Consider the following 20,967-nt stretch of genomic DNA (forward strand, 5'->3'; position numbering starts at 1 on the left):
GCGGAACAGTGGGTGCTCACGACGAAACTACTGCCGACTTTTTCAACAGAATCGGCCAGAAGGTGACATCACGCCCTTGATTCGACAGGGCTGCGAATTGCCCGTCGAGACAGTCGTTTTGCTGTTGATTTTGGCTGCAACATTTAGTTGTGTCGCGCGCAGAGTTGGATTCCGCGTTTCGATGAGAGCTGATGCAGGGCCATGCGAGTCTTCTGGATTGGAGTTGGATCGATCACAGCTTTGACCCTAGCTGTGGTTTACGTCGCTAAAGAGCGCTGCAAGGACCGATGGGCGACCTATAATCTGGAAGCGATTTGGAGCTATGAAACCGGATGCTCGGTAAGGATTGGCGGCGGCCTCGTGCGAGAGGAATACGTCAGCTTTGATCGGAGAAATCTGACGGCGCCGCCAGCCGGCGGCTTCGCAAAGCCGGCCGAGGCCTTGGCACGTCCAGACTGGGTGATTCTCGGACCGAGCAATGTTGCCGGTCAGAAAAACGCGCGCTAGGTCGGCTTCGGGTCTTGGCCGTGTAAAAACGCCGGTCCCTAGGCAGTCGAGCGGAAGCCATGACCGGCTTGGTGTCAGGCCGCGATCGCAGCCATCAGCGGCTTGATCCCGACGATGTTCATGACCCGTGTCAGATTGTAGGCCAGGATGGAGAGCGCCATTTCGGCCGCCACTTTCGGAAGCGTTTTGGTCAGGAAGTGTGTCGCTCCCATGCGGGCTTTCATGGTGCCGAACGGATGCTCGACTGTTTCGCGACGCTGACGCATGGCGTGCGGGTTTGCATCAAGGCGATGCTGCACAGCATCGAGCAGATGCTCATGCTCCCATCGCGTAATCCGCCGTTCTGACCCAGGCGTGCATTGGGTCTTGATCGAACAGCTTTGACAGGCCGTGGTCCAGTAGCGCCGCAGCACCTTGCCGTCTTCTTCATTCATATAGCGATATGACAGCCGCTCCCCGGCCGGGCAGCGATAAGCGTCCTCCTCTGGCAAATAGGCAAAGTCCTGCTTACCGAAGCGTCCGTCTGCCTTAGCGCCGGACGTTAGCGGTTTGGGCAGAGTTACCGTGATGCCTGCTTCGTGGCACGCGAGAATCTCTGGGCTGTTGAAGTAGCCGCGATCGGCCACAGCTTCGAGCGTCTCAGTCTTGAGGACGGCCTTCGCCTGCTTGGCCATATTGGCCAGTTGCGCCCGATCTGAGCCGCTATTCGTCACCTCGTGCGCCACAATCAGATGGTGCTCGGTATCCACGGCAACCTGCACATTGTAGCCGACAACGCCGGAGCCCCGGCCACTCGTCGCCATCGAACGGCTGTCGGGGTCGGTCAGCGAGATTTGCTGGTCCGGCGAAGCAAGCATTTGCTTCTCGTAAACCGCAAGCTTGCCCATTTCCTCCTTGAGCTTCGTCAGCTTCTCGGTGAGCCTTGTTACCTTTGCGGCCAGCGCCTCACTCGGCTCCTGTCGATCGGCCGTGTCAAGCTGGCTCAGATAGCGGGCGACGCTCTCCTCCAGTTGAGCACGCCGCCGTTGCACCTTCGCCTTTGTGAAGTTCCTGTCCCGGTTGTTCACGGCCTTGAACTTGCTGCCATCGATGGCGACGCTCGCCGTCGCAAGAAGCCCCATTTCGCGGCAGAGTTCGACGAAGCGCGCGCAGACCTTGCGAAGCGCCAAGCCGTTGTCCTTGCGGAAGTCCGCAATGGTCTTGTGATCGGGAGCGAGCCGGCCCAGCAGCCACATCACCTCGACATTGCGTCCGGCTTCTCGTTCGAGCCGGCGGCTCGACTGCACCCGGTTTAGGTAGCCGTAAATGTAAAGCTTAAGCAGAACCGAGGGATGGTACGACGGCCGACCGGTGGCCGCCGGCTCCACACCCTCAAAGCCCATCTCAGCCAAACCGAGCGCATCGACAAATACGTCGATCACGCGAACTGGGTTGCTCTCGTCAATGAAGTCATCGAGGCATTCGGGCAGCAGCGTCCGCTGCCGACGATCCGCCTCTTCAACGAAGCGCCTCATCGATTCCCCCAAAAGAATCACAGGAGAATCATAACAGCAGCCCAGTGTTTTCACACAGCCAGGGTCAGGAGCGACGGCCAGGTGATCCAATCGGAGCAAACTACATCTTCAATCGTCCGAAAGCCGACGCGGCTTCAGCAATCTACGACACTGTGGCCCGCCTCACTAACTGAGGAGGATCACCATGACCGAAGCTTCAAGCATCGTCGCAGCCACCTCTGGGCGTGTCCCTTGGAACAAGGGCAAGATCATCGGCGCGAAGCCGCCACTCCGTCCTAAGCATGTCTGGTCTATCCGGACAAAGCTCCAGGTCGAAGGTCGCGTCCGCGATCTTGCTCTGTTCAACCTCGCTATCGACAGCAAGCTTCGCGGTTGCGACGTCGTGGCACTCAAGCTCGATGACATCGCACCGAGCGGCTATGCGGTTGACCGGGCTACCGTTCGGCAGAGGAAGACGGGCCGCCCGGTTAGGTTCGAACTGACCGAGGCAACGCGGCAAGCCATCGACGAGTATGTGAAGGCTACCGGCAAGAAGCGGGGCGACTATCTGTTCACCGGTCGCGGTGGCCTAAACCGCAGCCTCACGACTCGGCAATACGCGCGTCTTCTCGCCGAGTGGATTGCCAATGTCGGTTTGGACCCGCACTTGTTCGGAACGCATTCGCTCCGGCGAACCAAGGCGACCCTGATCTACCGTCGCACGGGCAACTTGCGCGCCGTCCAACGCCTGCTGGGGCACACCAAGATCGAGAGCACCGTGCGATACCTCGGGATTGAGGTCGACGACGCGCTCGCAATAGCAGAACAGATTGACGTCTGAACTACAGGGGCGGAGCGGACAAACTCCGCCCCCTCGAATTGGGCAGCTCGGGGCCATTTGCAGTCAAGTCCGCAGAGCGATGGTCCGATCGTAGGTGTCTGCGGGACAACAGTATCATCCGCTGTCTTGACCTGTGCGGCCCAGACTAAGCTGGAGCGGGCGAGGAACTTCGCCAAAGTTCGCGTGTTGAGAGTTAACGTAGCGGAACACCCCGACTGGCGGGCGAGGCTGGCGCGTCGGTCGTTGCGGAGGAAAATCATGACCAACGTACCCGCGTGGCACGCCAAGGGTGACTGGTTCGACGTCTGCAGGTGCAATGTCCCTTGCCCCTGCTCGTGGGCCGAGCCGCCCGACGACGATTACTGCGAAGGCGTCCTTGTGTGGCACATCCGCCAGGGCCGGTATGGCGACGTGCCACTCGACGGTCTCAACGTGGTGGGTCTGGGCACATTCAAGGGGAATGTCTGGGCGGGCACTCATTCGGAGCCCAGATTGGGCGTCCTGCTGGACGATCGTGCGGACGATCGACAACGCGAGGCGCTCAAGACGATCTTCGGCGGACAGGCCGGTGGCTGGCCCGCTCGTTTCAACGAAATCTTCGGCGCCGAGATGGTTGGCCTCGAGTTTGCGCCGATCACAGTGGAGATCGCCAACGACATGAGCTCTTGGCGCGCCGAGGTCCCCGGCCGCGTACGCGCAGCCGCCAACGCGCTGTCAGGCCCGACAAGCGAAGGCAAGCCGCCGCGGATGGAGAACCTCCCGGGCGCCGAGACGGGACCCGGACAGATCGGCACTCAGGGCAAGGCCACGGCAGACGCGGTCGATGCCTTCGTTTTCAAATGGGAGCGCGTCGGCAAGTCGAGCAAGCACATCACGTTCGACTGGAGCGGTCCCGACGCTTCATGACGCATCAGGCAGAAGCAAACCGCTCGCCGTATCGACAGCACAATGACTCCGAGGCTCAATCCCTCCCTCGCGCGTCAGCGCGCCATCATCCTGTCGAGTCTTATCGCGATCACCGTCCTCGCTTGGATATGGGTTGCGCGTCAGGCTGACGACGGGATGCCGATGAGGATGCATGGCCTCGGCCTGACCATGGGAATGGGCGCGGCGGCCTTCCTCGCGATGTGGGTGGTCATGATGGTCGGGATGATGTTTCCGGCGTCCGCGCCCATGATCGTGACATTCGCGGCAATCCAGGCGCGAAGGCGGATGGCGCAGCGTCCCTACGTGCCGGTGTGTGTGTTCACTGCATCCTACATGGCGGTCTGGGTGGCCTTCGGTGTCGGAGCGCTGGCCCTTGCCGCGGCAATGGACGCCCTCGCTGAGCGGTTCGACTGGATCATGTCGAACTGGCATCGGATAGCTGGTGGAATGCTCGTCGCAGCCGGCATGTACCAGTTCACGTCGCTCAAGGACACGTGTTTGCGGAAGTGCCGAACGCCCGCGGGCTTCCTGCTGGAGCACTGGCGGGACGGGTGGTCAGGCTCCTTCACCATGGGCCTTCGCCACGGACTCTACTGTGCAGGCTGCTGCTGGCTGCTTTTCGTGATTCTCATCCCGCTCGGCATCATGAACCTGGTCGCGATGGGCGCCGTAACGGCTCTGGTATTCGCCGAAAAGACGTTGCCTCGAGGTGACCGGATCGGCCGCGCTGCCGGGGTGGGATTGATGGCATACGGCGGGCTCGTGCTCGTCTATCCCGAATTGCTGCCTGGGGCGATGTGAGCAGGTCATCCGTTAGCCGCCGCCGACGGTTGGCAGCTGGTCTACTGGATGCTTTGTTGCTTGGACCAATCGATGTTGCGCGCTCGCACCGGGTCCGGTTGGTCAGGAGCGGCGGTTCGGGTCAGCGCATTTCTTCGTCTGGTCTGCCTTTGACAGCCGACATGTCGCCGAGCGGCTCTTAGTGCAGCTTAGGGCCAGAGGACTAAACCGCTCGCGCGGTAGGGCGCTGCGGCTGGCGACACAGCCAAGAGGATAGCGCAACGGGGCGTCCTGTCTTGAGATCGAGGTGTTTCGACAACCTCACTCAAGACAGGAGCACCCCCATGACCGACGAGGCCATGAGCCCATTGCGGCGGCGCATGATCGAACACATGACGATCCGCAAGTTAGCGCCAAAGACCCAACATGACTACGTGCAAAGGATCAAGAACTTCGCGGCGTTTCTCGGGCGATCACCGGATACGGCGAGCTTCGAGGACGTTCGCCGCTACCAGTTGCATCTGGCGGCGAGCGGTGTTGGCGTGCCGACCCTCAACCAGACCGTCTCGACGTTGAGGTTCTTCTTCCGGGTCACGCTCAGGCGCCACGAGATCGTCGAGCTCGAGCACACCCATGTCATCCACGAACCGCGCAAGCTGCCGGTGGTGCTCAGCGCCGAGGAGGTGGCGCGGCTGCTCGATGCCGCACCCGGGCTCAAATACAAGGCGGCGCTGAGCGTGGCCTATGGTGCCGGCCTGCGCGCCACCGAAGTGGTCTCGCTCAAGGTCTCCGACATCGACAGCAAGCGTATGATCATCCGCGTCGAGCAGGGCAAAGGCGGCCAGGAGCACTCAAATCCCCATAGCGCCTGCCGCACCGCCTCACGTCCCTCAAGCGCGGTTTCCTCCCTTGGAGGCTTTCGGACGCCGGCCGCCGAGCACGCGGCGCCATCTCTCAAGCGGCCGGCATCCGAAACCCTTCACAATAGCCGACATCGGGCGGGACCGCTCCGACAGTTAATTATCGCGGGCAATACCCAGACCGTTAGGTCCGCGTTCTCTGTGACAGGCTCGCTAGACGCTCGAAACGGCGAACTAGCCTCCCGCGCCGATTACGCCGGTCGCGTTGATCTCCACCTTGAGCGGCGGACTGGCCTTGGGCGAGCCAACGCGCTTTACCTCGATTAGGGTTGAGCAAGGAAAGTCGCCGGTGAAGAACTCCCGGCGCGCACGCCACACATCGGTGTTTTCATCGAGATTGGTGACGTACACAGTGATAGACATGATGTCATTCATCTTGCCGCCCGCGGCCTCAAGCAAGTCCTTGAACTTCTGGAAGATCGACTTGGCCTGAATGTACATGTCGTCGCCTGGATGCTCCCCGTTCGGCCCCGAGCCGGTCATCCCCGCGATGTGGAAATATCCATTTACCACTTTCATGTTGGACCAAGTCTGCGGCGGCGCCTCGGCCACAGTGGGCGAGCGGATCGTTTTCATGCTCAAGGGTGGTCTCCTTCTGTGGAGTGGGCTCGAAGCAGGCGAGGATGCGGTGTCATGTGGACCTCCTCGCCCAAGCAGTTTGTGGCGGTTGTCCTCTCAACTCGCAACGCGCAAGCGGATCGTACCACGCGCATTGCGATTGTGAACGGGCCAGAGTTTGGGTACGAGTTGATTGAAGGCGGCATGGCGCTTCGGGTCAAAAGCGACGGTTTGGCCGGACCACAGCGACTTCCAGTCTGCCCCGGTGAACGGACATTCTCAGGATAGTCGGGCGTGTCTCAAAGGTGTGCTACGCAGCGGGATGCCTAACGGCTGGCTCATTCACCAAGAGCCTGCTTCGCAACCCCTTTAGGCGGTTTGGCTACGGCCTCAACTTTCAGCCTTCCCAAAGGTCACTTTCCACACCTAGAGCTTCAGTGCGGTTCGTAGTCACGCTTCAATGGCTACGAAGGCCACCGGTCCATCCGGGTAACCCACCTGTAAGGCGGTGACTTGCGCGTGGCGGCCGTTTGATCAAATGATTGCACGAATGGGGGGCGGTTGGTGGGCCGCCCGTGCAGGGAGTAATCCTTAAAGGGTAGGAACGCGTTTTGGAAATTCCGCGTTGATCAGATACGGCGGTGAACACCCGCCGCAGGGTCCCCGTCCCTTGCGCGCTCCGCAACCCTTTAGGGACCGATCTCCAACCGCGCCGCGCGAGCGGAGCGGAGTGGCAGGGCGGCAATGCGATATCTCAAACTGGCAATCCTGGTTTTGGCATATGCGCTGATATCATCGCCCGCGCTTGCGCAAACCTGTTGCCCGGCCGGCTGCGCGCCAGAGGCCGATCGGTGCGTGACCAAGGGTCCGCTGTGGACCAGATGCATTCCCATCGCCTGTGCCGAGGGTTCTCGAACGCCTTCCGTCGGGGCTTCTGGCCCTACGGCCAAGTACCGAAAGAGCGCGGTGCGCGCCCGCCCGCCGCGCACAACACGTACTTACGTGCCCCCACGTCAGATCCCCCCGCATTGCCCATTGATAAATCCAACCAGAGCACAGGTCGACGAGGCGACTAATCAATGCGTGAACGCGTTGACCCGAAGTGCGCAGTTGCGGGAATGCGTTTTCGAGGACGATGCCGGTAGGGCCGAAGACAAAAGAACTGGCCTTAGCTGCCCTGATCGTCAAGCTGCGCTGGCTAGGCAGTGTCTAAGACGCTGCGCCAACTACGCATCCGATACGACCCACTTAGTGTGCACCGGCAGCTATCCGAACACCGTCTGGCATATCTCCTTTGGAGATATCCTCGGCGACACCGGCAATTCCGCGCGCGTAGACCTCTGCGGGCCTCCGCTAAGAAGCATCTTCGCGAAAAAGCCGCCACCGGGTTGAGTGTGATGTCGGAACGTGCAGGGCAACGACCTAGTCTATGTGGCAAGGTCGACGATGGCTTGGACAAGAAGTCCGCCGCTACTTGCGTCAGCGCCTGAGCCGCTGATCGGCAAAACCGCTACAATGGGCAGATTAGCTCGGGAGTTGGGCCGTACTCGATCACCACCGAGGCGGTCCGTTTACTGGCGGCTCATGTCTGCTCAGGATCTTGGCCGTGTAAAAACGCCGGTCCCTAGGCAGTCGAGCGGAAGCCATGACCGGCTTGGTGTCAGGCCGCGATCGCAGCCATCAGCGGCTTGATCCCGACGATGTTCATGACCCGTGTCAGATTGTAGGCCAGGATGGAGAGCGCCATTTCGGCCGCCACTTTCGGAAGCGTTTTGGTCAGGAAGTGTGTCGCTCCCATGCGGGCTTTCATGGTGCCGAACGGATGCTCGACTGTTTCGCGACGCTGACGCATGGCGTGCGGGTTTGCATCAAGGCGATGCTGCACAGCATCGAGCAGATGCTCATGCTCCCATCGCGTAATCCGCCGTTCTGACCCAGGCGTGCATTGGGTCTTGATCGAACAGCTTTGACAGGCCGTGGTCCAGTAGCGCCGCAGCACCTTGCCGTCTTCTTCATTCATATAGCGATATGACAGCCGCTCCCCGGCCGGGCAGCGATAAGCGTCCTCCTCTGGCAAATAGGCAAAGTCCTGCTTACCGAAGCGTCCGTCTGCCTTAGCGCCGGACGTTAGCGGTTTGGGCAGAGTTACCGTGATGCCTGCTTCGTGGCACGCGAGAATCTCTGGGCTGTTGAAGTAGCCGCGATCGGCCACAGCTTCGAGCGTCTCAGTCTTGAGGACGGCCTTCGCCTGCTTGGCCATATTGGCCAGTTGCGCCCGATCTGAGCCGCTATTCGTCACCTCGTGCGCCACAATCAGATGGTGCTCGGTATCCACGGCAACCTGCACATTGTAGCCGACAACGCCGGAGCCCCGGCCACTCGTCGCCATCGAACGGCTGTCGGGGTCGGTCAGCGAGATTTGCTGGTCCGGCGAAGCAAGCATTTGCTTCTCGTAAACCGCAAGCTTGCCCATTTCCTCCTTGAGCTTCGTCAGCTTCTCGGTGAGCCTTGTTACCTTTGCGGCCAGCGCCTCACTCGGCTCCTGTCGATCGGCCGTGTCAAGCTGGCTCAGATAGCGGGCGACGCTCTCCTCCAGTTGAGCACGCCGCCGTTGCACCTTCGCCTTTGTGAAGTTCCTGTCCCGGTTGTTCACGGCCTTGAACTTGCTGCCATCGATGGCGACGCTCGCCGTCGCAAGAAGCCCCATTTCGCGGCAGAGTTCGACGAAGCGCGCGCAGACCTTGCGAAGCGCCAAGCCGTTGTCCTTGCGGAAGTCCGCAATGGTCTTGTGATCGGGAGCGAGCCGGCCCAGCAGCCACATCACCTCGACATTGCGTCCGGCTTCTCGTTCGAGCCGGCGGCTCGACTGCACCCGGTTTAGGTAGCCGTAAATGTAAAGCTTAAGCAGAACCGAGGGATGGTACGACGGCCGACCGGTGGCCGCCGGCTCCACACCCTCAAAGCCCATCTCAGCCAAACCGAGCGCATCGACAAATACGTCGATCACGCGAACTGGGTTGCTCTCGTCAATGAAGTCATCGAGGCATTCGGGCAGCAGCGTCCGCTGCCGACGATCCGCCTCTTCAACGAAGCGCCTCATCGATTCCCCCAAAAGAATCACAGGAGAATCATAACAGCAGCCCAGTGTTTTCACACAGCCAGGATCAGGAGCGGCGGTTCGGGTCAGCGCATTTCTTCGTCTGGTCTGCCTTTGACAGCCGACATGTCGCCGAGCGGCTCTTAGTGCAGCTTAGGGCCAATTCCAGACCAGACTGGGCTTACCGCTACAGGCCGCTTTCTGGCGCATCGAATACCATGGGTATTCTCACCTCTACGGCCCTATGATCTTTCTCATCGTTGCTCCTTGCATTGATCGAGGCGTCAGGCGGTTCGAGAGGGCGACCATCTTGTTCGCCAGGCCCGCGACCACCATCGCCCTTCCTTTTGAGAGCGCCGCGATACCGCTCGCGGCGACCGGAGGCGGCTTCATCGTGAGAAGACGCAGCAAGGGCGAGCCAGTTGCCTGGTCCCGCTGACCGGCCAAAGACGCCCCCTGTTAGTCCCTCAGCTTGCCGGATTGCGCGCCGTGACGATCCACGTGGCGCTGTTGATCATCACCGACCGCTCGCCGGGGCGGCCTGCGAAGGCGGCACGAACCGCGGCCGAGGCGCGGGCGCGGATGTCGTCGGGCTGAGCAGCGAGCGCGCGCGACAGCGGGCCGACCTCGAACGTCATCTTCACCGCGTTGTCGATCGCCGCCTCCCGCGTCGCGCCCTCGCCAAACGGGACGGAAACATCGAAGGGCGCGATAGCAATATCGGTGAAGCCGGCCGCCGTCAGGATGCGAGCCACCCGCCCCCGGTCGCCGAACGAAAATGGACCGGGCGCTTCGGGATCGGGCGGCGCCAACGGCGGGACGATGCCTTTGATCGCGCCCATCGGCAGGCGCACCCAATCGTTCTCGGCCGCGCCACGCCAGCAGACGAAAGCGACCCGCCCGCCCGGCTTGAGCGCGCGGCGCATATGGGCGAACGCGCCTGTCGGATCGTCGAAGAACATCACCCCGAAACGCGAGAACAGGATGTCGAACGCCCGCTCGGGCAGCTCGGCGCTGCTGGCGTCGGCGACGCGGAACAGGGTTGGCGTATCCTGTGGCGCGAGCGCGCGCGCTCGGGCGATCAGCGGTTCGGATATGTCCACGCCCAGCACTTGGCCCCCCGCGCCGACGCGGTCGGCCAGAGCCAGAGTCGACGCGCCCGTGCCGCAGCCGACGTCCAGCACGCGCTCGCCCGCCGCGGGCGCGGCGGCTTCGATCGCGGCCTGGCCGAACACCGCCAGCCTGGCGTCGAGGCGGGCCTGGTGGGCGACCCAGCGCTCCCCGCTTTGGCCATTCCAGTCGGCGACCCGATCGGCGTTGTGCTGTGCCATGACATATCCTTGTTCTGATGGCGGCATCACACGGATGATCCGCGTTAGCTCACGATTGGTCCAGCCGCAGCTTCATCCAAACCGGCACGAGCTTGGATAGCGAGGCTTCGTTCTGCGGCCTGCGAGTCGAAGTATTCCTCAATCGAATAAACCTTGCCCCATCGCAACTTGAAGACGTGGACGCCCCTGTTCACATACGAGCTTTGGCCGTCAAGTAGGCTCGCGTTGGCCCGCCACTTGACGAACACTGTGGTATTCCATGGCCAACCCGTCACCTCGACCTGCTCAATATCTATCTGAAGCTTCGGGAAAACACGGCCCATGCGCTCGAACCACTGCTTCACCGATTGCTTTCCATGTCGCTCACCCCCCAACGCATGATCTCCGGCAACCCAGTGATACGCGTTTGGTGTTAGGCCCTTTGCAGCATCATCCCAACGCTGGTTGTTGACATGATCGAAGCTCCTGCGGATCTCTTTTTTGACAATTAGACTGTAGACCATTGATGCCCCCTGTCGTTGGATGGCCGACGGCTCCGCAAAACGGATAAATACTTTCCAGATACTGAAAGCTGCTCCGGGTAACGACGGCGATCTGTTGGGAAAGCTGGCTGACGGGTGGCCACGCAGACGGCAGCGGCGCAATAGTCAGAGCCAGCGGCGAACCTCGGCCTTGTAGCGGCGGTAGTCGTCGCCGAACTTCGCTTCGAGATAGCGCTCCTCGCGGGCGATCACCTGCGTCTGGATCGCGATCAGCACCAACGGGAGCAAGGCGAAGGCGATCGGCCCGTCGAAGCCGATCGCAAGGCCGGCATACATAAGCGCCATGCCGAGATACATGGGATTGCGGGTCCACCGATAGAGACCGGTCGTTGCGATGAGAGTCGTTGGCTGCGACGGCGGAACGTTGGTGCCCAGCCGCCGGAACAGCCACGCCGCCGCAAGCATCATCGCCGCGCCGGCAACGAAGAGCAGCGCGCCCGTCGCAACCAGCAACCACCAGTGGATGCCGAACGAGCGCAGAATGACGAACCGCTCCGCCGCCAGCCCCAACAGCAGCGCTCCCAGATAGACGAAGGGCGGAGGGAAGCGCACACCCGCGCTGTTCGGTTCGACGCCCATGCTCATCCTGCATCTGTGCTCTCAAACCAGCATCGATTGCTGGGCGAAGATACCCGCCATCGCGCCGTGCGATGATGCCAGGGTGACCGATGGCGGCGTGAGGGGGTTGGCGAGGTCGCCGGCGGCGTAGATGCCGGGCATGCTGGTTTCGCGGCGCTCGTCGACCTTGAGGATGATGCCGAGGGGTGTATTGACCGTGGCGAGGCCCAGTGATTCATGCAGGCTTGCGGACGGCTTGTTGCGCGGATGCGCGAACAGGATGTCGACCGCGACATCGGGGCCGGTATCGAGCTTGACGGTGGCGTTATGGGCCCCGTGTTGGGCGATCCCAGTGATCCGGCCATCGACGACGGGTATGTTGCGTCGCGCCAGATCGGCCCGGATATCGGGCGGAATATCGTGACCATCGGCGAAGAGCGTCAACGTGTCGGTCCAATCGCGGAACAGCCTGACCTGATTGTGCGACTGCGGGCCGGACCAGACGAGGCCCCAATGCTGGCCGGCGACTTCAAAGCCGTCGCAATAGGGGCAGGGCACGATGGACGTGCCCCAGCCTTCGGCAAAGCCCGGAACATCAGGCATCTGGTCGGTGATGCCATAGCTCAGGATCAGACGACGCGCCCCAAAGCTTTCGCCATCGGAAGTGAGGACGTTGAAATCGTCGATGGCGCCCGAGACGCTTTCGGCCCGGGCACTCACCAGCTTGATCGTGGGATAGCGCGCCAGCTGCCGCCGCGCCTCGGCCAGGATGTCCAGCGGTGGCTTGTGATCGTGGCCGAGCAGGCCATGCGAGTGGCCGGCGAAGCGGTTGCGCGGCAGACCGGTATCGAGAACGGTGACCTTGCGGCGGGCACGGCCGAGCTGCAGGGCGCCGGCGAGACCGGCAAAGCTGCCGCCAATGATGATGACGTCATCCATGGTGATGGGCTCCGTGTTGTGGATGGTGGGAGACGGGTTGGGCTTGGCGGTGGCCTGAGCGCGGGCGAGGCCGATGGTGGAAAGCGCAGCCAACTTCAGCAGGGCTCGTCGTTGCATGGAAGTCACCGTGTGTTTTAGTCGGCGCAATATCGTCAGCCGATACGCGCTTGAGACGGGCAGCGAGCACGGCTTCGGCATCGGCGAGAAAGTCGCCCATTACTGTTTTCGCCGGCCGGACAGTGCCGCATTCGATAACGCCGGGCGGCCGGGGCAACTTGATTTGCAGGACAGGTTGAAACCTACGCATTGGCTTGCACATTTCAGATACTTCATGGTATCATAATTCAAGAATTAGGATACTGTCAAGTACTGGAATTGTCGTGACCGAAAACAGCCAGGGCCGGCGCGGCCGGCCCGCCAACGAGGCGCTTGGCCAAACGATCATCGACGCCGCGCGCGAACTCTTTGTGGAATTGGGTTTTCAAGCGACGACATTGGACAAGGTCGCCCAGCGAGCGAAGATATCCAAGCTCAGCATCTATCGGCACTTCGAGAACAAGGAGGCGCTGTTCGGCGCGGCCATGGCGGCCGGCTGCCATCAGTTGTTTGCACCACAGGCCCTTCTTGAAGGCGTTGACGGTTCGGTCGAAGATCAGCTCATGGCGGTGGGATCATCACTGCTTCGCACGCTGTTGAGATCAGACGTCCGCAGTCTCGAAGCCATGGTCATGGTCGACAAGACGAGTCAAAACTCGTTAAGCAAGCTCCATTTCGAAGCCGGCCCCGCCCATGTCATCGCCGAAATCGAGGCCCTGTTGCGTCAGTTGCACGCGAAGGCGGTTCTGAACGTGCCCGATCCTCTCCGGTCCGCCCGCTTGTTTGCCGCGCTTTTCAAAGGATCCGATCTCCTGATGATCGCACGCTTCGATCCGGCGAAAGCAGAGGACGACAACGAAATCGAATCCTATTGCCGGTCGGCCGTCGCCATGTTCATCGCCGCGCACGGTGGCAACGACCACGTGGCCGGATATTTGCCTTCCTCAAGGTCAAAAAACAAAACTTGAATCGCGCGTGACCGCGTCGGTCAACAGGTCAAGGCAGGCCAGCCGATCATGAAAATTGACGAGTCGGCCGCACGGTCCGACTAACGTCCGCTTTGGGTCTTGGTTGTGTGCAAACCGATAGGTCGGCACGCGGCCGTGGTCGGCAGGCGGCCGATGTTCTCGCGTCGGATCGTCCAATGACGGCCAAAGTGGGTATCGCGACGCGGTATTACGCTTTTCGACGCACTTTCCGACCTTCAGGTGGCGCGGATGGCTGCAATCAGGCTCGGTTTGCCGACGATGTTCATCACCCGTGTGAGGTTATAGGCGAGAACATGCAGCGCCATCTCAGCGGCGACATTCCGTAGGCGCTTCATCAGGAAGTGGCTCGCACCCATACGGGCTTTGATCGTGCCGAAGGGATGCTCGACCGTCTCGCGCCGCGTCCGCATGGCGTCGGGATTGGAATCGAGCCGTCTCTGGACCTCCTCGACCACATGCTCATGCTCCCAGCGCGTGATGCGGCGCTCCTTGGACGGCGTACAATGGCTCTTGATCGCGCAGCTCTGGCACGCCGCTGTCGACCAGTACCGGCGCAGCGTCATTCCATGCTCGATGTTGGTGTAGTGATAGGACAGCAGCTGGCCGGATGGGCAGCGGTAGACGTCCGCATCAGGCAGGTAGGCGAAGTCCTGTTTGCCGAACCGGCCCTCAGCCTTGGCGTTCGACGTCATGGGCTTGGGCAAGGTGACTGCAACGCCAGCCTCTTCGCAGGCTAATATCTCTTCTCCGTCGAAGTAGCCACGGTCGGCGACGGCCTCGAGTTTGTCCACTTCGAGCACTTCTTTGGCTTGTTTCGACATCCGAGCAAGCTGCCCACGGTCGTTGCCGACGTTTATGACCTCGTGCGTAACAATCAGATGGTGTTCGGTGTCCACAGCGACCTGGACATTGTAGCCGACGACGCCCGATCCGCGTCCGCTGGTGGCCATCGAACGGGCATCCGGATCGGTGAGCGATATCTGTTGATCCGGCGTGTTACGCATCTGCGCATCAAGCACTTCCAGGCGGCCCATCTCCTGCTTCAGCCGAGCGATCTTTTCCTTGATCCTCGTTGTCTTGATGATGATCGCTTCCGAAGGCTCCTGCCGATCGGCGCTATCGAGTTGACGCAGATATCGACCGACGCTTTCCTCGATCTGCGCCATCCGCCTCGCCATCTTGGCATGCGTGAAGTTGCGATCGCGGTTGTTCACCGCCTTGAACTTGCTGCCGTCAATCGCGACGCTCGGGGTCTGCAACAGGCCCATTTGCCGGCATAGCGCAACGAACTTCGCGCAAACCTTCCGGATCGCCGCGCCATTGTCCTTCCGGAAATCGGCGATCGTCTTGTGATCGGGAGCCAGGCGGCCGATCAGCCACATCACCTCGACATTCCGGCACGCCTCACGTTCCAGGCGCCGACTGGATTGCACCCGATTGAGATAACCGTAGATGTAAAGCTTCAGAAGGACTGCCGGATGATAGGAGGGCCGGCCCGTCTCCTTGGCGATCACACGCTCAAACCCCAGTCCATGCAGGTCGAGCGCCTCGACGAACACATCGATCACATGGACCGCGTTGTCCTCGCTTACCCAATCCTCCAGGCATTCCGGCAAGAGCGTCAGCTGGGATCTGTCCGCGCCTTCAACGAAGCGTCCCATCCGTATCCCCCATCAGGAAACGGAGGAATCGTACCTGACTCGTGGCTTTTCACACAGCCAGGGTCAGGAGCGTCGGTTTGACTGTGTGTCGTCGACGTCCGCTCTACCCCCGTCAACGACCATCGGCAGGTCGGCCCGGCAGGTTCGTTCGTGCCAATGGGCGACATCGCTGGTCGATATGAAAGAGACCGCCAACTGAGGCGGCCTCTGAATGAAGGAGCTGTCGTTCGTTGGCAACAGAGTCCTGCCGTCGAGAGCGGCTATTTTCGGCCGGGTGGGCCGATATGATAGTGGTTCGAGTCTCCGAATCCGTAGCCTGGACGTGAACCGCCCTTACCGCCCTTGCCTCCCGAGCCAGCTGAGCCGGCTATAGCACGCGAATCCAGGCTCGTGCCGAGGAGGAGAGTTATTGCCGGTGGCGTGACGACCGCAAACCGGCCGGCCTTCTTAAGAAATTCGCGGCGCGCCTGATCTTCCGATTCAAGAGGTTCGCGCGCGCTCTCTGGATCTCTTTCATTCTTCATCGTCATGGCGGCACTCCTCCGACCTGCTTGAAGATCGGTAAAACTAATACATCCGCTACAACGTTCCATTGCCCAAGAGGGGTACCCCGCAGAACTGAGCCCGACAGCCATAAGCTCCAAGCTCACTCGGCTGAAATCGGATAATTAACTTGGGGACATGCCGGGCCGGATTGCGAAGAAGCTTTTCCGAGTCCTGTGCGTCAAGTTCGTCAGGGAATCAGTTTGAGCGCGGCGAGCAATTGTCTTCCAAGAATGAAGGGTTCCAATTTAGAGGAACAGGTCAGCAGCACGATCGTTTTGTGGGCGTGGCCGCATGACATTGTCCGCTCCAGGGTCAAATGCCAAATTCCCGAGTGACCAGCGCATGTCTGCTTTTGCCTCGATTCTGTTGAAAAAGTCGGCAGTAGTTTCGTCGTGAGCACCCACTGTTCCGCGGACGAGCTGGGGTGGTTGACCTCACGCGGGCGTCAGCGCGGGCATCGGGATCAGCTTGGCCATCTTACGGAGGTTCTGAGCGGTGGCAGCGAGGGTGAACTCGTCACGCGCGCCGTTCGGGCCCCTTAGCCGCAGCCGGTCGAGCTTGAGAATGCGCTTGAGGTGCGCGAACAGCATCTCGATCTTCTTCCGGAGCCGGCGCGAAGTGCGGCCCTCCCATGATCTTGCGATCTCGCGCGCCAAGTCGCGAGCGCCCTCGTAGACCGAGCGCGGCACTTTCCGGGCCGGAGTGTTGGGGCAACACCTGCTTCTCAGAGAGCATGCTTGACAATCGTGCTTGCTCGCACGGTAGAGGATCGTCGCCTCATCGTTCACTGGCGTCCCTGTGGTGGTGAGGGTTTTGCCACCGGGGCAACGATAGACGTCCCCGGCATGGTCATAGATGAAGTCCTCGCGCGAGAAGGTCCCGTCCGTGCGGGCCGACTTGTCAAAGACGGTCACGTGCGGCTCGATCCCATGGTCGTAGAACAGCCACCCAAGCATCTCGGCCGAGCCATAGGCGCTGTCCCCGAGAAGCCGGCTTGGATAGAGGTCGAACCGTTCGAGCGAACGTTGGATCATGCGCTTGGCGGCCAACACTTCCGCCTGGCGGATTGCCGTGGTCGCCTCGACATCAACGATGATCGCGTTATCGATGTCGACCAGGTAGTTCGTCGAGTAGGCGAAGAAGGCTTGACCGCCGTGCGCCCCCGTCCAACGCGCCGCCGGGTCCGAGGGCGACACGAACTTCGGCGTGACCTCGGTCGCTGCTCCGAAGGCGGCATCATCGAGGACAGCCAGATACTCATCTATCGCCCGGCATGCCGCCTCCGGTGGAAGTCCCTTGTCGCCTTCGATTCCCTTCTGTCGATTGGCATCCGCCTTGATCAGGCTCGCGTCGACTGCGAACCCTTCGCCACCGACCAGCCGCTCCCGGATACAGCGGCGCAAGACGATCTCGAATACACGACGGAAGAGATCGCTCTCACGGAAGCGACCGTGCCTGTTCTTCGAGAACGTCGAGTGATCGGGGACAGCCCCGTCCAGACCCAGCCGACAAAACCAGCGGTACGCCAGATTGAGGTGGACTTCATCGCAGAGGCGCCGCTCCGATCGTATGCCGAAGCAATAGCCGATTAGGAGCATCCTGATCATCAGCTCGGGATCGATCGAAGGCCGTCCGATGTTGCTGTAGAACGGCGCCAGTTCCCGTCGCAGCTCCTCAAGCTCTACGAACCTATCGATTGATCGGAGCAGGTGGTCGGCCGGGACATGCCTTTCGAGCGAGAACTCATAGAACAACGCAGCCTGTTCGACTTGCCGGTGTCCCATCATGATCTTCAGTCCTGCCAATTTAGACAGACTGAATCACTGATATCTCTGCGTCGCAACAGCCGCCTTTTTCAACAGAATCGCCTCAAAAGCAGACATCTCTCGTTTTATAGGTGCACACCCAAGCGCCCGGTCTTGCCCGCCGATTTGACGCGGCCCGCTTTGGGACGCTGGCTCTGCAGTTTCGCGATGAAGTTCTGCAAAGCTTCCGACGGCGGTCGCGCCGCGCTGTAGGCCAGCCCCACCTCGCGCTTCACGTCGACATCGATCTCGCGCACGGCGACATCGGAATTGGCGCGCGCTACGCCTTCGGGAACGATGGCAATGCCGACGCCGGCGGCCACCAGCGCCATCGCCCAGTCTTCGGATTCGGCAATCGCCGCCGGCTGCCGTGACGCCGATGCAGCGCGGCCAAAAAATTCGCTCTGTTCGCAATGGCAGCGATCGATCATGGCGACGCCGGCGAGATCAGCGGTGCGCAGCCGCTCCTTCAGCGTCAGCGGATGCGACGGCGGCAGGGCTGCGACGTAACGCTCGACCCAGAGCGGAACGAAATGCTCGTCGGCGCGCAGCAGGTTTTTGGAAACGATCCGCGCATCCGAAGGCTCATCGACGCCGACGAGGCGAAGCGCGATGTCGGACGTCCCGGTCAGCGGTTTCAGGAGCGCAATGGTTCGCGGCCGGTCGAGCGTGCGCATCAGGCCGAGCGTCAGCGCGTTCCGCGTCGCAGGCTTTCGGAACAGGTTTTTCGCCGCGTCCGTCTCATCGATGATGCGGCGGGCCACCGCGTGGAATTGTTCGGCCGCTTCCGTTGGCGTCATGCCCTTCTTGTGCCGGATGAACAGCGCCGCGCCGAGTTCGGCTTCCAGGTTGGTGATCGCCGCCGAGATCGAGGGCTGCGAGATGAAGCAGCGCTTGGCGGCCGCCGTCAGGTTGCGCTCGCTGAACACGGCCGCGAAGTAGCGGAGTTCACGGATATCCATAGTCTGTTCCTATCGGTATTATCAGATATCAATATTTTACCTATGGTTTTCTGGATGGCAAGCAAAGCGCCTGACCTCGGAGGAGACCTTGTCATGCGCGTCCACCATCTCAACACCGGCACCATGTGCCCGATCGGCCGGCGGCTGGTGAACGGCACCGGCAGCATCTTTCAGCGGGCGCGCATGGTGTGCCATTGTCTGCTGATTGAGACCAATGACGGGCTGGCGCTGGTCGATACCGGCATCGGACTGGGCGACATCGTCAACCCGCCACGGCTGGGACCCAAATGGGTCCGGCAGACCACGCCGCGGCTCGATCCGGTCGAGACCGCCGTGCGGCAGGTCGAGGCGCTCGGCTATTCCAAAGGCGACGTGCGCCATCTGTTGCTGACGCATCTCGATCGCGATCATGCCGGCGGCATCCCGGATTTTCCGAACGCGAAGGTGCACGTCCATCGCCGCGAGTACGATATGGCGGTGACCGGCCGGACGCCCGCACCGAAGGGCCGCTATATCACTGCGCAATGGGAGCATGGTCCGCAATGGTCGTTCTATGGGGAAGGCGGCGAAGACTGGTTCGGCTTCAAGGGCGTGCGCGCGCTCGGCGACCGCGAGCCTGATATCCTGATGATCCCGCTGCCGGGCCACACGCTCGGCCATTGCGGCATCGCCGTGCGGACAAAGGACAAATGGCTGCTGCACGCGGGCGATGCCTATTTTTTCTATGGCCAGATCCAGGCTTCGCCGCGGGTGCCGCTGGTGCTCGGCATGTTTCAGCGCCGCGGCGATATGGATCGCGCCATGCGGATCGAAAACCAGGAGAGGTTACGATCGCTCAAGGCCAATCACGGCGATGCCGTGACCATCTTCAACAGCCACGACCCCGTGGACTACGAGAATTGCCGCTGCGGCCAACACCAGCAAGCGCCGGCTCACGCCAGGGCAGGATGAGATTAGGTTGGGCGTGATGACGGACCATCTCGTGCCCCGGACGTAAGCGGCGTGAGTGCTGCGGGCCGGGGCCCATTCTACTTTGCATGGGGTTGTTTTCGCGATTTTGTGTCTGGGCCCTGCCGTGTACCGCCGAAGAGTATCTGCACTGCGTCCGGGACACGAGATCGTTAGCTTCGCGCGAATGGCGAATCGATTCGACCCCAACCCATCCCGCTCGAGGACGTGATCAGCGCTTGGACCGCGGCGCAGGTGCAGGCGCGGGCGCGGCCGGCTCGGGTTGCTTCGCCGGCACCGGCTCGGTCTCTACGGTGCAACGCGACGCCGCGAGCGCGGCTTGCGCTTGCGGCATCAGGCCGGGCTCCGGCGCCAAAGCCTTGAGCACGATCAGGCCCGTCGTGGTGGGAGAGTCGATGATCAGCCGGTCGGCGGCGGTGACTTCCTCATCTTCCGGCAATTCGGAATGCTGCTCTTCCGTCATCAGGTCGAGCTCGATCACCTTGCGGCCGGCCGAGCGGTCGTTGATGGCGTAGTAGGCGACCTCGTTGCGCGTGTAGAACGACACGGACGTATAGGCTTGGCTGACCGGCACCGTGAGCTTCAGCGGGCCGTCGGTGAGGTCATAGCGGCAGATGGCAACCGCAAAGGCCGGGTCCATGAATGGCATCGGCGCGTTGTTCGGTTCGGCGAGCGGCAGCGCCGTGACGGCGTTCTCTTTGGTCATCGGCGTCAGCCGCGAATAGGCGTCTTGCGTCGCGATGCGCGGCAGCGCCAGCACGCTGACGAGATGCACCACGCCGCCTAGCAGCACGCCTGCGATGATGGTGAACAGCAGCCGGATCATGGGCAGTTCACCGTGGTGATGGCGGGCATCGGCGCGTCGCGCTGCGTGCGCGTCGCAACGCCGACCGGCGTATCGTAAAGCCGCAGCATCAGCGCGTAGCGCTCGATGCCGCCGGTCGGCAGCCAGTTGCCGGCCCGCGAGCGCGCCGCCACCCGGATCTCGAACCCGCCGTCGGAGCCGCGGACGATTTCCTGGCTGGTGAAGCCGTAGCGTTGCAGCGAATTGGCGACCAGATGCCCCTTGCGGTCGAACAGCGTCAGCGTCCAGAACCGGGCCGCCGGCGTCACCCCGCTAACGATGACGTCGCAGCGCCCGTCGAGCGGCTTATTCTTGTCGTCGGTGGTGGCCGTGAAGGCGATGCCGTCGCCTGTGCCAACGGGCAATTCGCCGCTGCGGGCAATCGAGGCGCGCGAATAGGGATCGATTTCGGAACTGCCGGCCTTGGGCCGCGCGGTCCAGGCGCCGATCGTGAGCGTGCCGAGATCGGTGCCGCGCGTCGCCGTCAGGTAGGTCGAGCCGAGACCCACGGCCGTGGCAAGCGCCAATGCCAGCAAGGTGATGAAGATCAGCCGCACAGGCCAGTGCTCCGAAATCTCACGGCATCAGATTCCGCTTGAACC

21 protein-coding genes and 1 pseudogene are annotated in these 20,967 nt (G+C 61.7%); 8 read left to right on the forward strand and 14 right to left on the reverse strand.

Annotated elements, in window-relative coordinates; genetic code table 11:
* Window positions 1–201: 201 nt before the first annotated feature.
* The gene (locus tag LMTR13_RS11695) at window positions 202–507 is read left to right on the forward strand and encodes a hypothetical protein (protein ID WP_156795575.1); all 306 of its coding nucleotides are present in this window, start codon (window positions 202–204) and stop codon (window positions 505–507) included.
* Between the two features lie 74 nt (window positions 508–581).
* Here LMTR13_RS11695 and LMTR13_RS11700 read toward each other — a convergent pair whose 3' ends face one another.
* Complete coding sequence (locus LMTR13_RS11700) at window positions 582–2,021, reverse strand: IS1182 family transposase (RefSeq protein ID WP_065728016.1); 1,440 nt, start codon at window positions 2,019–2,021, stop codon at window positions 582–584.
* Window positions 2,022–2,205: 184 nt separating this feature from the next.
* Between LMTR13_RS11700 and LMTR13_RS11705 the strand changes: the two genes are divergently transcribed.
* From LMTR13_RS11705 to LMTR13_RS42390, 4 genes are all read left to right on the forward strand, one after another.
* Window positions 2,206–2,841 carry a tyrosine-type recombinase/integrase gene (locus LMTR13_RS11705; RefSeq protein WP_065728017.1) on the forward strand — a complete coding sequence of 212 codons (636 nt, stop codon included), beginning with the start codon at window positions 2,206–2,208 and terminating at the stop codon, window positions 2,839–2,841.
* 258 nt (window positions 2,842–3,099) lie between these two features.
* Window positions 3,100–3,747 (forward strand): DUF1326 domain-containing protein, encoded by a 648-nt coding sequence (locus LMTR13_RS11710; protein ID WP_065728018.1) that lies wholly within the window; start codon window positions 3,100–3,102, stop codon window positions 3,745–3,747.
* Window positions 3,748–3,789: 42 nt separating this feature from the next.
* Complete coding sequence (locus LMTR13_RS11715; protein WP_065728019.1) at window positions 3,790–4,569, forward strand: DUF2182 domain-containing protein; 780 nt, start codon at window positions 3,790–3,792, stop codon at window positions 4,567–4,569.
* A gap of 323 nt (window positions 4,570–4,892) precedes the next feature.
* The gene (locus LMTR13_RS42390; RefSeq protein ID WP_065728020.1) at window positions 4,893–5,735 is read left to right on the forward strand and encodes a phage integrase N-terminal SAM-like domain-containing protein; all 843 of its coding nucleotides are present in this window, start codon (window positions 4,893–4,895) and stop codon (window positions 5,733–5,735) included.
* Here LMTR13_RS42390 and LMTR13_RS11725 read toward each other — a convergent pair.
* From LMTR13_RS11725 to LMTR13_RS11755, 7 genes and pseudogenes are all read right to left on the reverse strand, one after another.
* On the reverse strand, window positions 5,643–6,044 hold the full coding sequence (locus LMTR13_RS11725; protein WP_065728021.1) for a RidA family protein: 402 nt from the start codon (window positions 6,042–6,044) through the stop codon (window positions 5,643–5,645). The two genes, LMTR13_RS42390 and LMTR13_RS11725, sit on opposite strands and share 93 nt — an antisense overlap.
* A gap of 1,642 nt (window positions 6,045–7,686) precedes the next feature.
* Window positions 7,687–9,126, reverse strand: coding sequence for an IS1182 family transposase (locus tag LMTR13_RS11730; protein ID WP_065728016.1), 1,440 nt, complete (start codon window positions 9,124–9,126; stop codon window positions 7,687–7,689).
* Between the two features lie 231 nt (window positions 9,127–9,357).
* A pseudogene (locus tag LMTR13_RS42395) lies at window positions 9,358–9,555 on the reverse strand (SDR family NAD(P)-dependent oxidoreductase); the annotation flags it as partial.
* A 35-nt stretch (window positions 9,556–9,590) separates the two neighbouring features.
* Complete coding sequence (locus LMTR13_RS11740) at window positions 9,591–10,454, reverse strand: class I SAM-dependent methyltransferase (RefSeq protein WP_065728023.1); 864 nt, start codon at window positions 10,452–10,454, stop codon at window positions 9,591–9,593.
* A 44-nt stretch (window positions 10,455–10,498) separates the two neighbouring features.
* Entirely contained in the window at window positions 10,499–10,957 is a 459-nt protein-coding gene (locus LMTR13_RS11745; RefSeq protein ID WP_065728024.1) for a nuclear transport factor 2 family protein, read from the reverse strand.
* Window positions 10,958–11,101: 144 nt separating this feature from the next.
* Complete coding sequence (locus tag LMTR13_RS11750; protein ID WP_065728025.1) at window positions 11,102–11,575, reverse strand: methyltransferase family protein; 474 nt, start codon at window positions 11,573–11,575, stop codon at window positions 11,102–11,104.
* 21 nt (window positions 11,576–11,596) lie between these two features.
* Window positions 11,597–12,493 carry an NAD(P)/FAD-dependent oxidoreductase gene (locus LMTR13_RS11755; RefSeq protein WP_065732615.1) on the reverse strand — a complete coding sequence of 299 codons (897 nt, stop codon included), beginning with the start codon at window positions 12,491–12,493 and terminating at the stop codon, window positions 11,597–11,599.
* 115 nt (window positions 12,494–12,608) lie between these two features.
* On the opposite strand from LMTR13_RS11755, the gene LMTR13_RS11760 reads away from it, so the two are divergent.
* Together LMTR13_RS11760 and LMTR13_RS11765 are read left to right on the forward strand one after the other, a co-directional pair.
* A complete protein-coding gene (locus tag LMTR13_RS11760) occupies window positions 12,609–12,836 on the forward strand; it encodes a hypothetical protein (RefSeq protein WP_065728026.1) in 228 nt (75 codons plus the stop codon).
* Between the two features lie 37 nt (window positions 12,837–12,873).
* Complete coding sequence (locus LMTR13_RS11765) at window positions 12,874–13,557, forward strand: TetR/AcrR family transcriptional regulator (protein ID WP_065728027.1); 684 nt, start codon at window positions 12,874–12,876, stop codon at window positions 13,555–13,557.
* A 236-nt stretch (window positions 13,558–13,793) separates the two neighbouring features.
* Here LMTR13_RS11765 and LMTR13_RS11770 read toward each other — a convergent pair whose 3' ends face one another.
* The 4 genes from LMTR13_RS11770 to LMTR13_RS11780 all read right to left on the reverse strand — a co-directional run bounded on the left by LMTR13_RS11770 (window position 13,794) and on the right by LMTR13_RS11780 (window position 18,552).
* The gene (locus LMTR13_RS11770; protein WP_083218930.1) at window positions 13,794–15,239 is read right to left on the reverse strand and encodes an IS1182 family transposase; all 1,446 of its coding nucleotides are present in this window, start codon (window positions 15,237–15,239) and stop codon (window positions 13,794–13,796) included.
* A gap of 260 nt (window positions 15,240–15,499) precedes the next feature.
* On the reverse strand, window positions 15,500–15,769 hold the full coding sequence (locus LMTR13_RS39095; protein WP_418219768.1) for a hypothetical protein: 270 nt from the start codon (window positions 15,767–15,769) through the stop codon (window positions 15,500–15,502).
* Between the two features lie 450 nt (window positions 15,770–16,219).
* The gene (locus tag LMTR13_RS11775) at window positions 16,220–17,572 is read right to left on the reverse strand and encodes an IS1182 family transposase (protein ID WP_065732614.1); all 1,353 of its coding nucleotides are present in this window, start codon (window positions 17,570–17,572) and stop codon (window positions 16,220–16,222) included.
* Window positions 17,573–17,676: 104 nt separating this feature from the next.
* Window positions 17,677–18,552 (reverse strand): LysR family transcriptional regulator, encoded by an 876-nt coding sequence (locus LMTR13_RS11780; RefSeq protein WP_065728028.1) that lies wholly within the window; start codon window positions 18,550–18,552, stop codon window positions 17,677–17,679.
* Window positions 18,553–18,645: 93 nt separating this feature from the next.
* On the opposite strand from LMTR13_RS11780, the gene LMTR13_RS11785 reads away from it, so the two are divergent.
* Window positions 18,646–19,503 carry an MBL fold metallo-hydrolase gene (locus tag LMTR13_RS11785; RefSeq protein ID WP_065732616.1) on the forward strand — a complete coding sequence of 286 codons (858 nt, stop codon included), beginning with the start codon at window positions 18,646–18,648 and terminating at the stop codon, window positions 19,501–19,503.
* Between the two features lie 229 nt (window positions 19,504–19,732).
* Here the strand turns inward: LMTR13_RS11785 and LMTR13_RS11790 are convergent, their stop codons facing one another.
* Both LMTR13_RS11790 and LMTR13_RS11795 read right to left on the reverse strand, forming a co-directional pair.
* Window positions 19,733–20,347 (reverse strand): DUF1254 domain-containing protein, encoded by a 615-nt coding sequence (locus LMTR13_RS11790; RefSeq protein ID WP_065728029.1) that lies wholly within the window; start codon window positions 20,345–20,347, stop codon window positions 19,733–19,735.
* Entirely contained in the window at window positions 20,344–20,922 is a 579-nt protein-coding gene (locus LMTR13_RS11795; RefSeq protein WP_028348906.1) for a DUF1214 domain-containing protein, read from the reverse strand. The genes LMTR13_RS11790 and LMTR13_RS11795 overlap by 4 nt, the downstream gene beginning before the upstream one ends.
* Between the last annotated feature and the right edge of the window lie 45 nt (window positions 20,923–20,967).

This window comes from Bradyrhizobium icense, from assembly GCF_001693385.1.
GTDB classification, from domain to species: Bacteria; Pseudomonadota; Alphaproteobacteria; order Rhizobiales; family Xanthobacteraceae; genus Bradyrhizobium; species Bradyrhizobium icense.

What these genes read in the sequence shown, in the direction of transcription:
- LMTR13_RS11760 (WP_065728026.1), top strand. Translation starts at nt 12,609, where the DNA reads ATGGAAGTCACCGTGTGTTTTAGTCGGCGCAATATCGTCAGCCGATAC.
- LMTR13_RS11780 (WP_065728028.1), bottom strand. Translation starts at nt 18,552, where the DNA reads ATGGATATCCGTGAACTCCGCTACTTCGCGGCCGTGTTCAGCGAGCGC.
- LMTR13_RS11785 (WP_065732616.1), top strand. Translation starts at nt 18,646, where the DNA reads ATGCGCGTCCACCATCTCAACACCGGCACCATGTGCCCGATCGGCCGG.
- LMTR13_RS11695 (WP_156795575.1), top strand. Translation starts at nt 202, where the DNA reads ATGCGAGTCTTCTGGATTGGAGTTGGATCGATCACAGCTTTGACCCTA.
- LMTR13_RS11740 (WP_065728023.1), bottom strand. Translation starts at nt 10,454, where the DNA reads ATGGCACAGCACAACGCCGATCGGGTCGCCGACTGGAATGGCCAAAGC.
- LMTR13_RS11750 (WP_065728025.1), bottom strand. Translation starts at nt 11,575, where the DNA reads ATGGGCGTCGAACCGAACAGCGCGGGTGTGCGCTTCCCTCCGCCCTTC.
- LMTR13_RS11770 (WP_083218930.1), bottom strand. Translation starts at nt 15,239, where the DNA reads ATGGGACGCTTCGTTGAAGGCGCGGACAGATCCCAGCTGACGCTCTTG.
- LMTR13_RS39095 (WP_418219768.1), bottom strand. Translation starts at nt 15,769, where the DNA reads ATGACGATGAAGAATGAAAGAGATCCAGAGAGCGCGCGCGAACCTCTT.
- LMTR13_RS11715 (WP_065728019.1), top strand. Translation starts at nt 3,790, where the DNA reads ATGACTCCGAGGCTCAATCCCTCCCTCGCGCGTCAGCGCGCCATCATC.
- LMTR13_RS11775 (WP_065732614.1), bottom strand. Translation starts at nt 17,572, where the DNA reads ATGATGGGACACCGGCAAGTCGAACAGGCTGCGTTGTTCTATGAGTTC.
- LMTR13_RS11745 (WP_065728024.1), bottom strand. Translation starts at nt 10,957, where the DNA reads ATGGTCTACAGTCTAATTGTCAAAAAAGAGATCCGCAGGAGCTTCGAT.
- LMTR13_RS11730 (WP_065728016.1), bottom strand. Translation starts at nt 9,126, where the DNA reads ATGAGGCGCTTCGTTGAAGAGGCGGATCGTCGGCAGCGGACGCTGCTG.
- LMTR13_RS11790 (WP_065728029.1), bottom strand. Translation starts at nt 20,347, where the DNA reads ATGATCCGGCTGCTGTTCACCATCATCGCAGGCGTGCTGCTAGGCGGC.
- LMTR13_RS11700 (WP_065728016.1), bottom strand. Translation starts at nt 2,021, where the DNA reads ATGAGGCGCTTCGTTGAAGAGGCGGATCGTCGGCAGCGGACGCTGCTG.
- LMTR13_RS11705 (WP_065728017.1), top strand. Translation starts at nt 2,206, where the DNA reads ATGACCGAAGCTTCAAGCATCGTCGCAGCCACCTCTGGGCGTGTCCCT.
- LMTR13_RS11755 (WP_065732615.1), bottom strand. Translation starts at nt 12,493, where the DNA reads ATGGATGACGTCATCATCATTGGCGGCAGCTTTGCCGGTCTCGCCGGC.
- LMTR13_RS11710 (WP_065728018.1), top strand. Translation starts at nt 3,100, where the DNA reads ATGACCAACGTACCCGCGTGGCACGCCAAGGGTGACTGGTTCGACGTC.
- LMTR13_RS42390 (WP_065728020.1), top strand. Translation starts at nt 4,893, where the DNA reads ATGACCGACGAGGCCATGAGCCCATTGCGGCGGCGCATGATCGAACAC.
- LMTR13_RS11725 (WP_065728021.1), bottom strand. Translation starts at nt 6,044, where the DNA reads ATGAAAACGATCCGCTCGCCCACTGTGGCCGAGGCGCCGCCGCAGACT.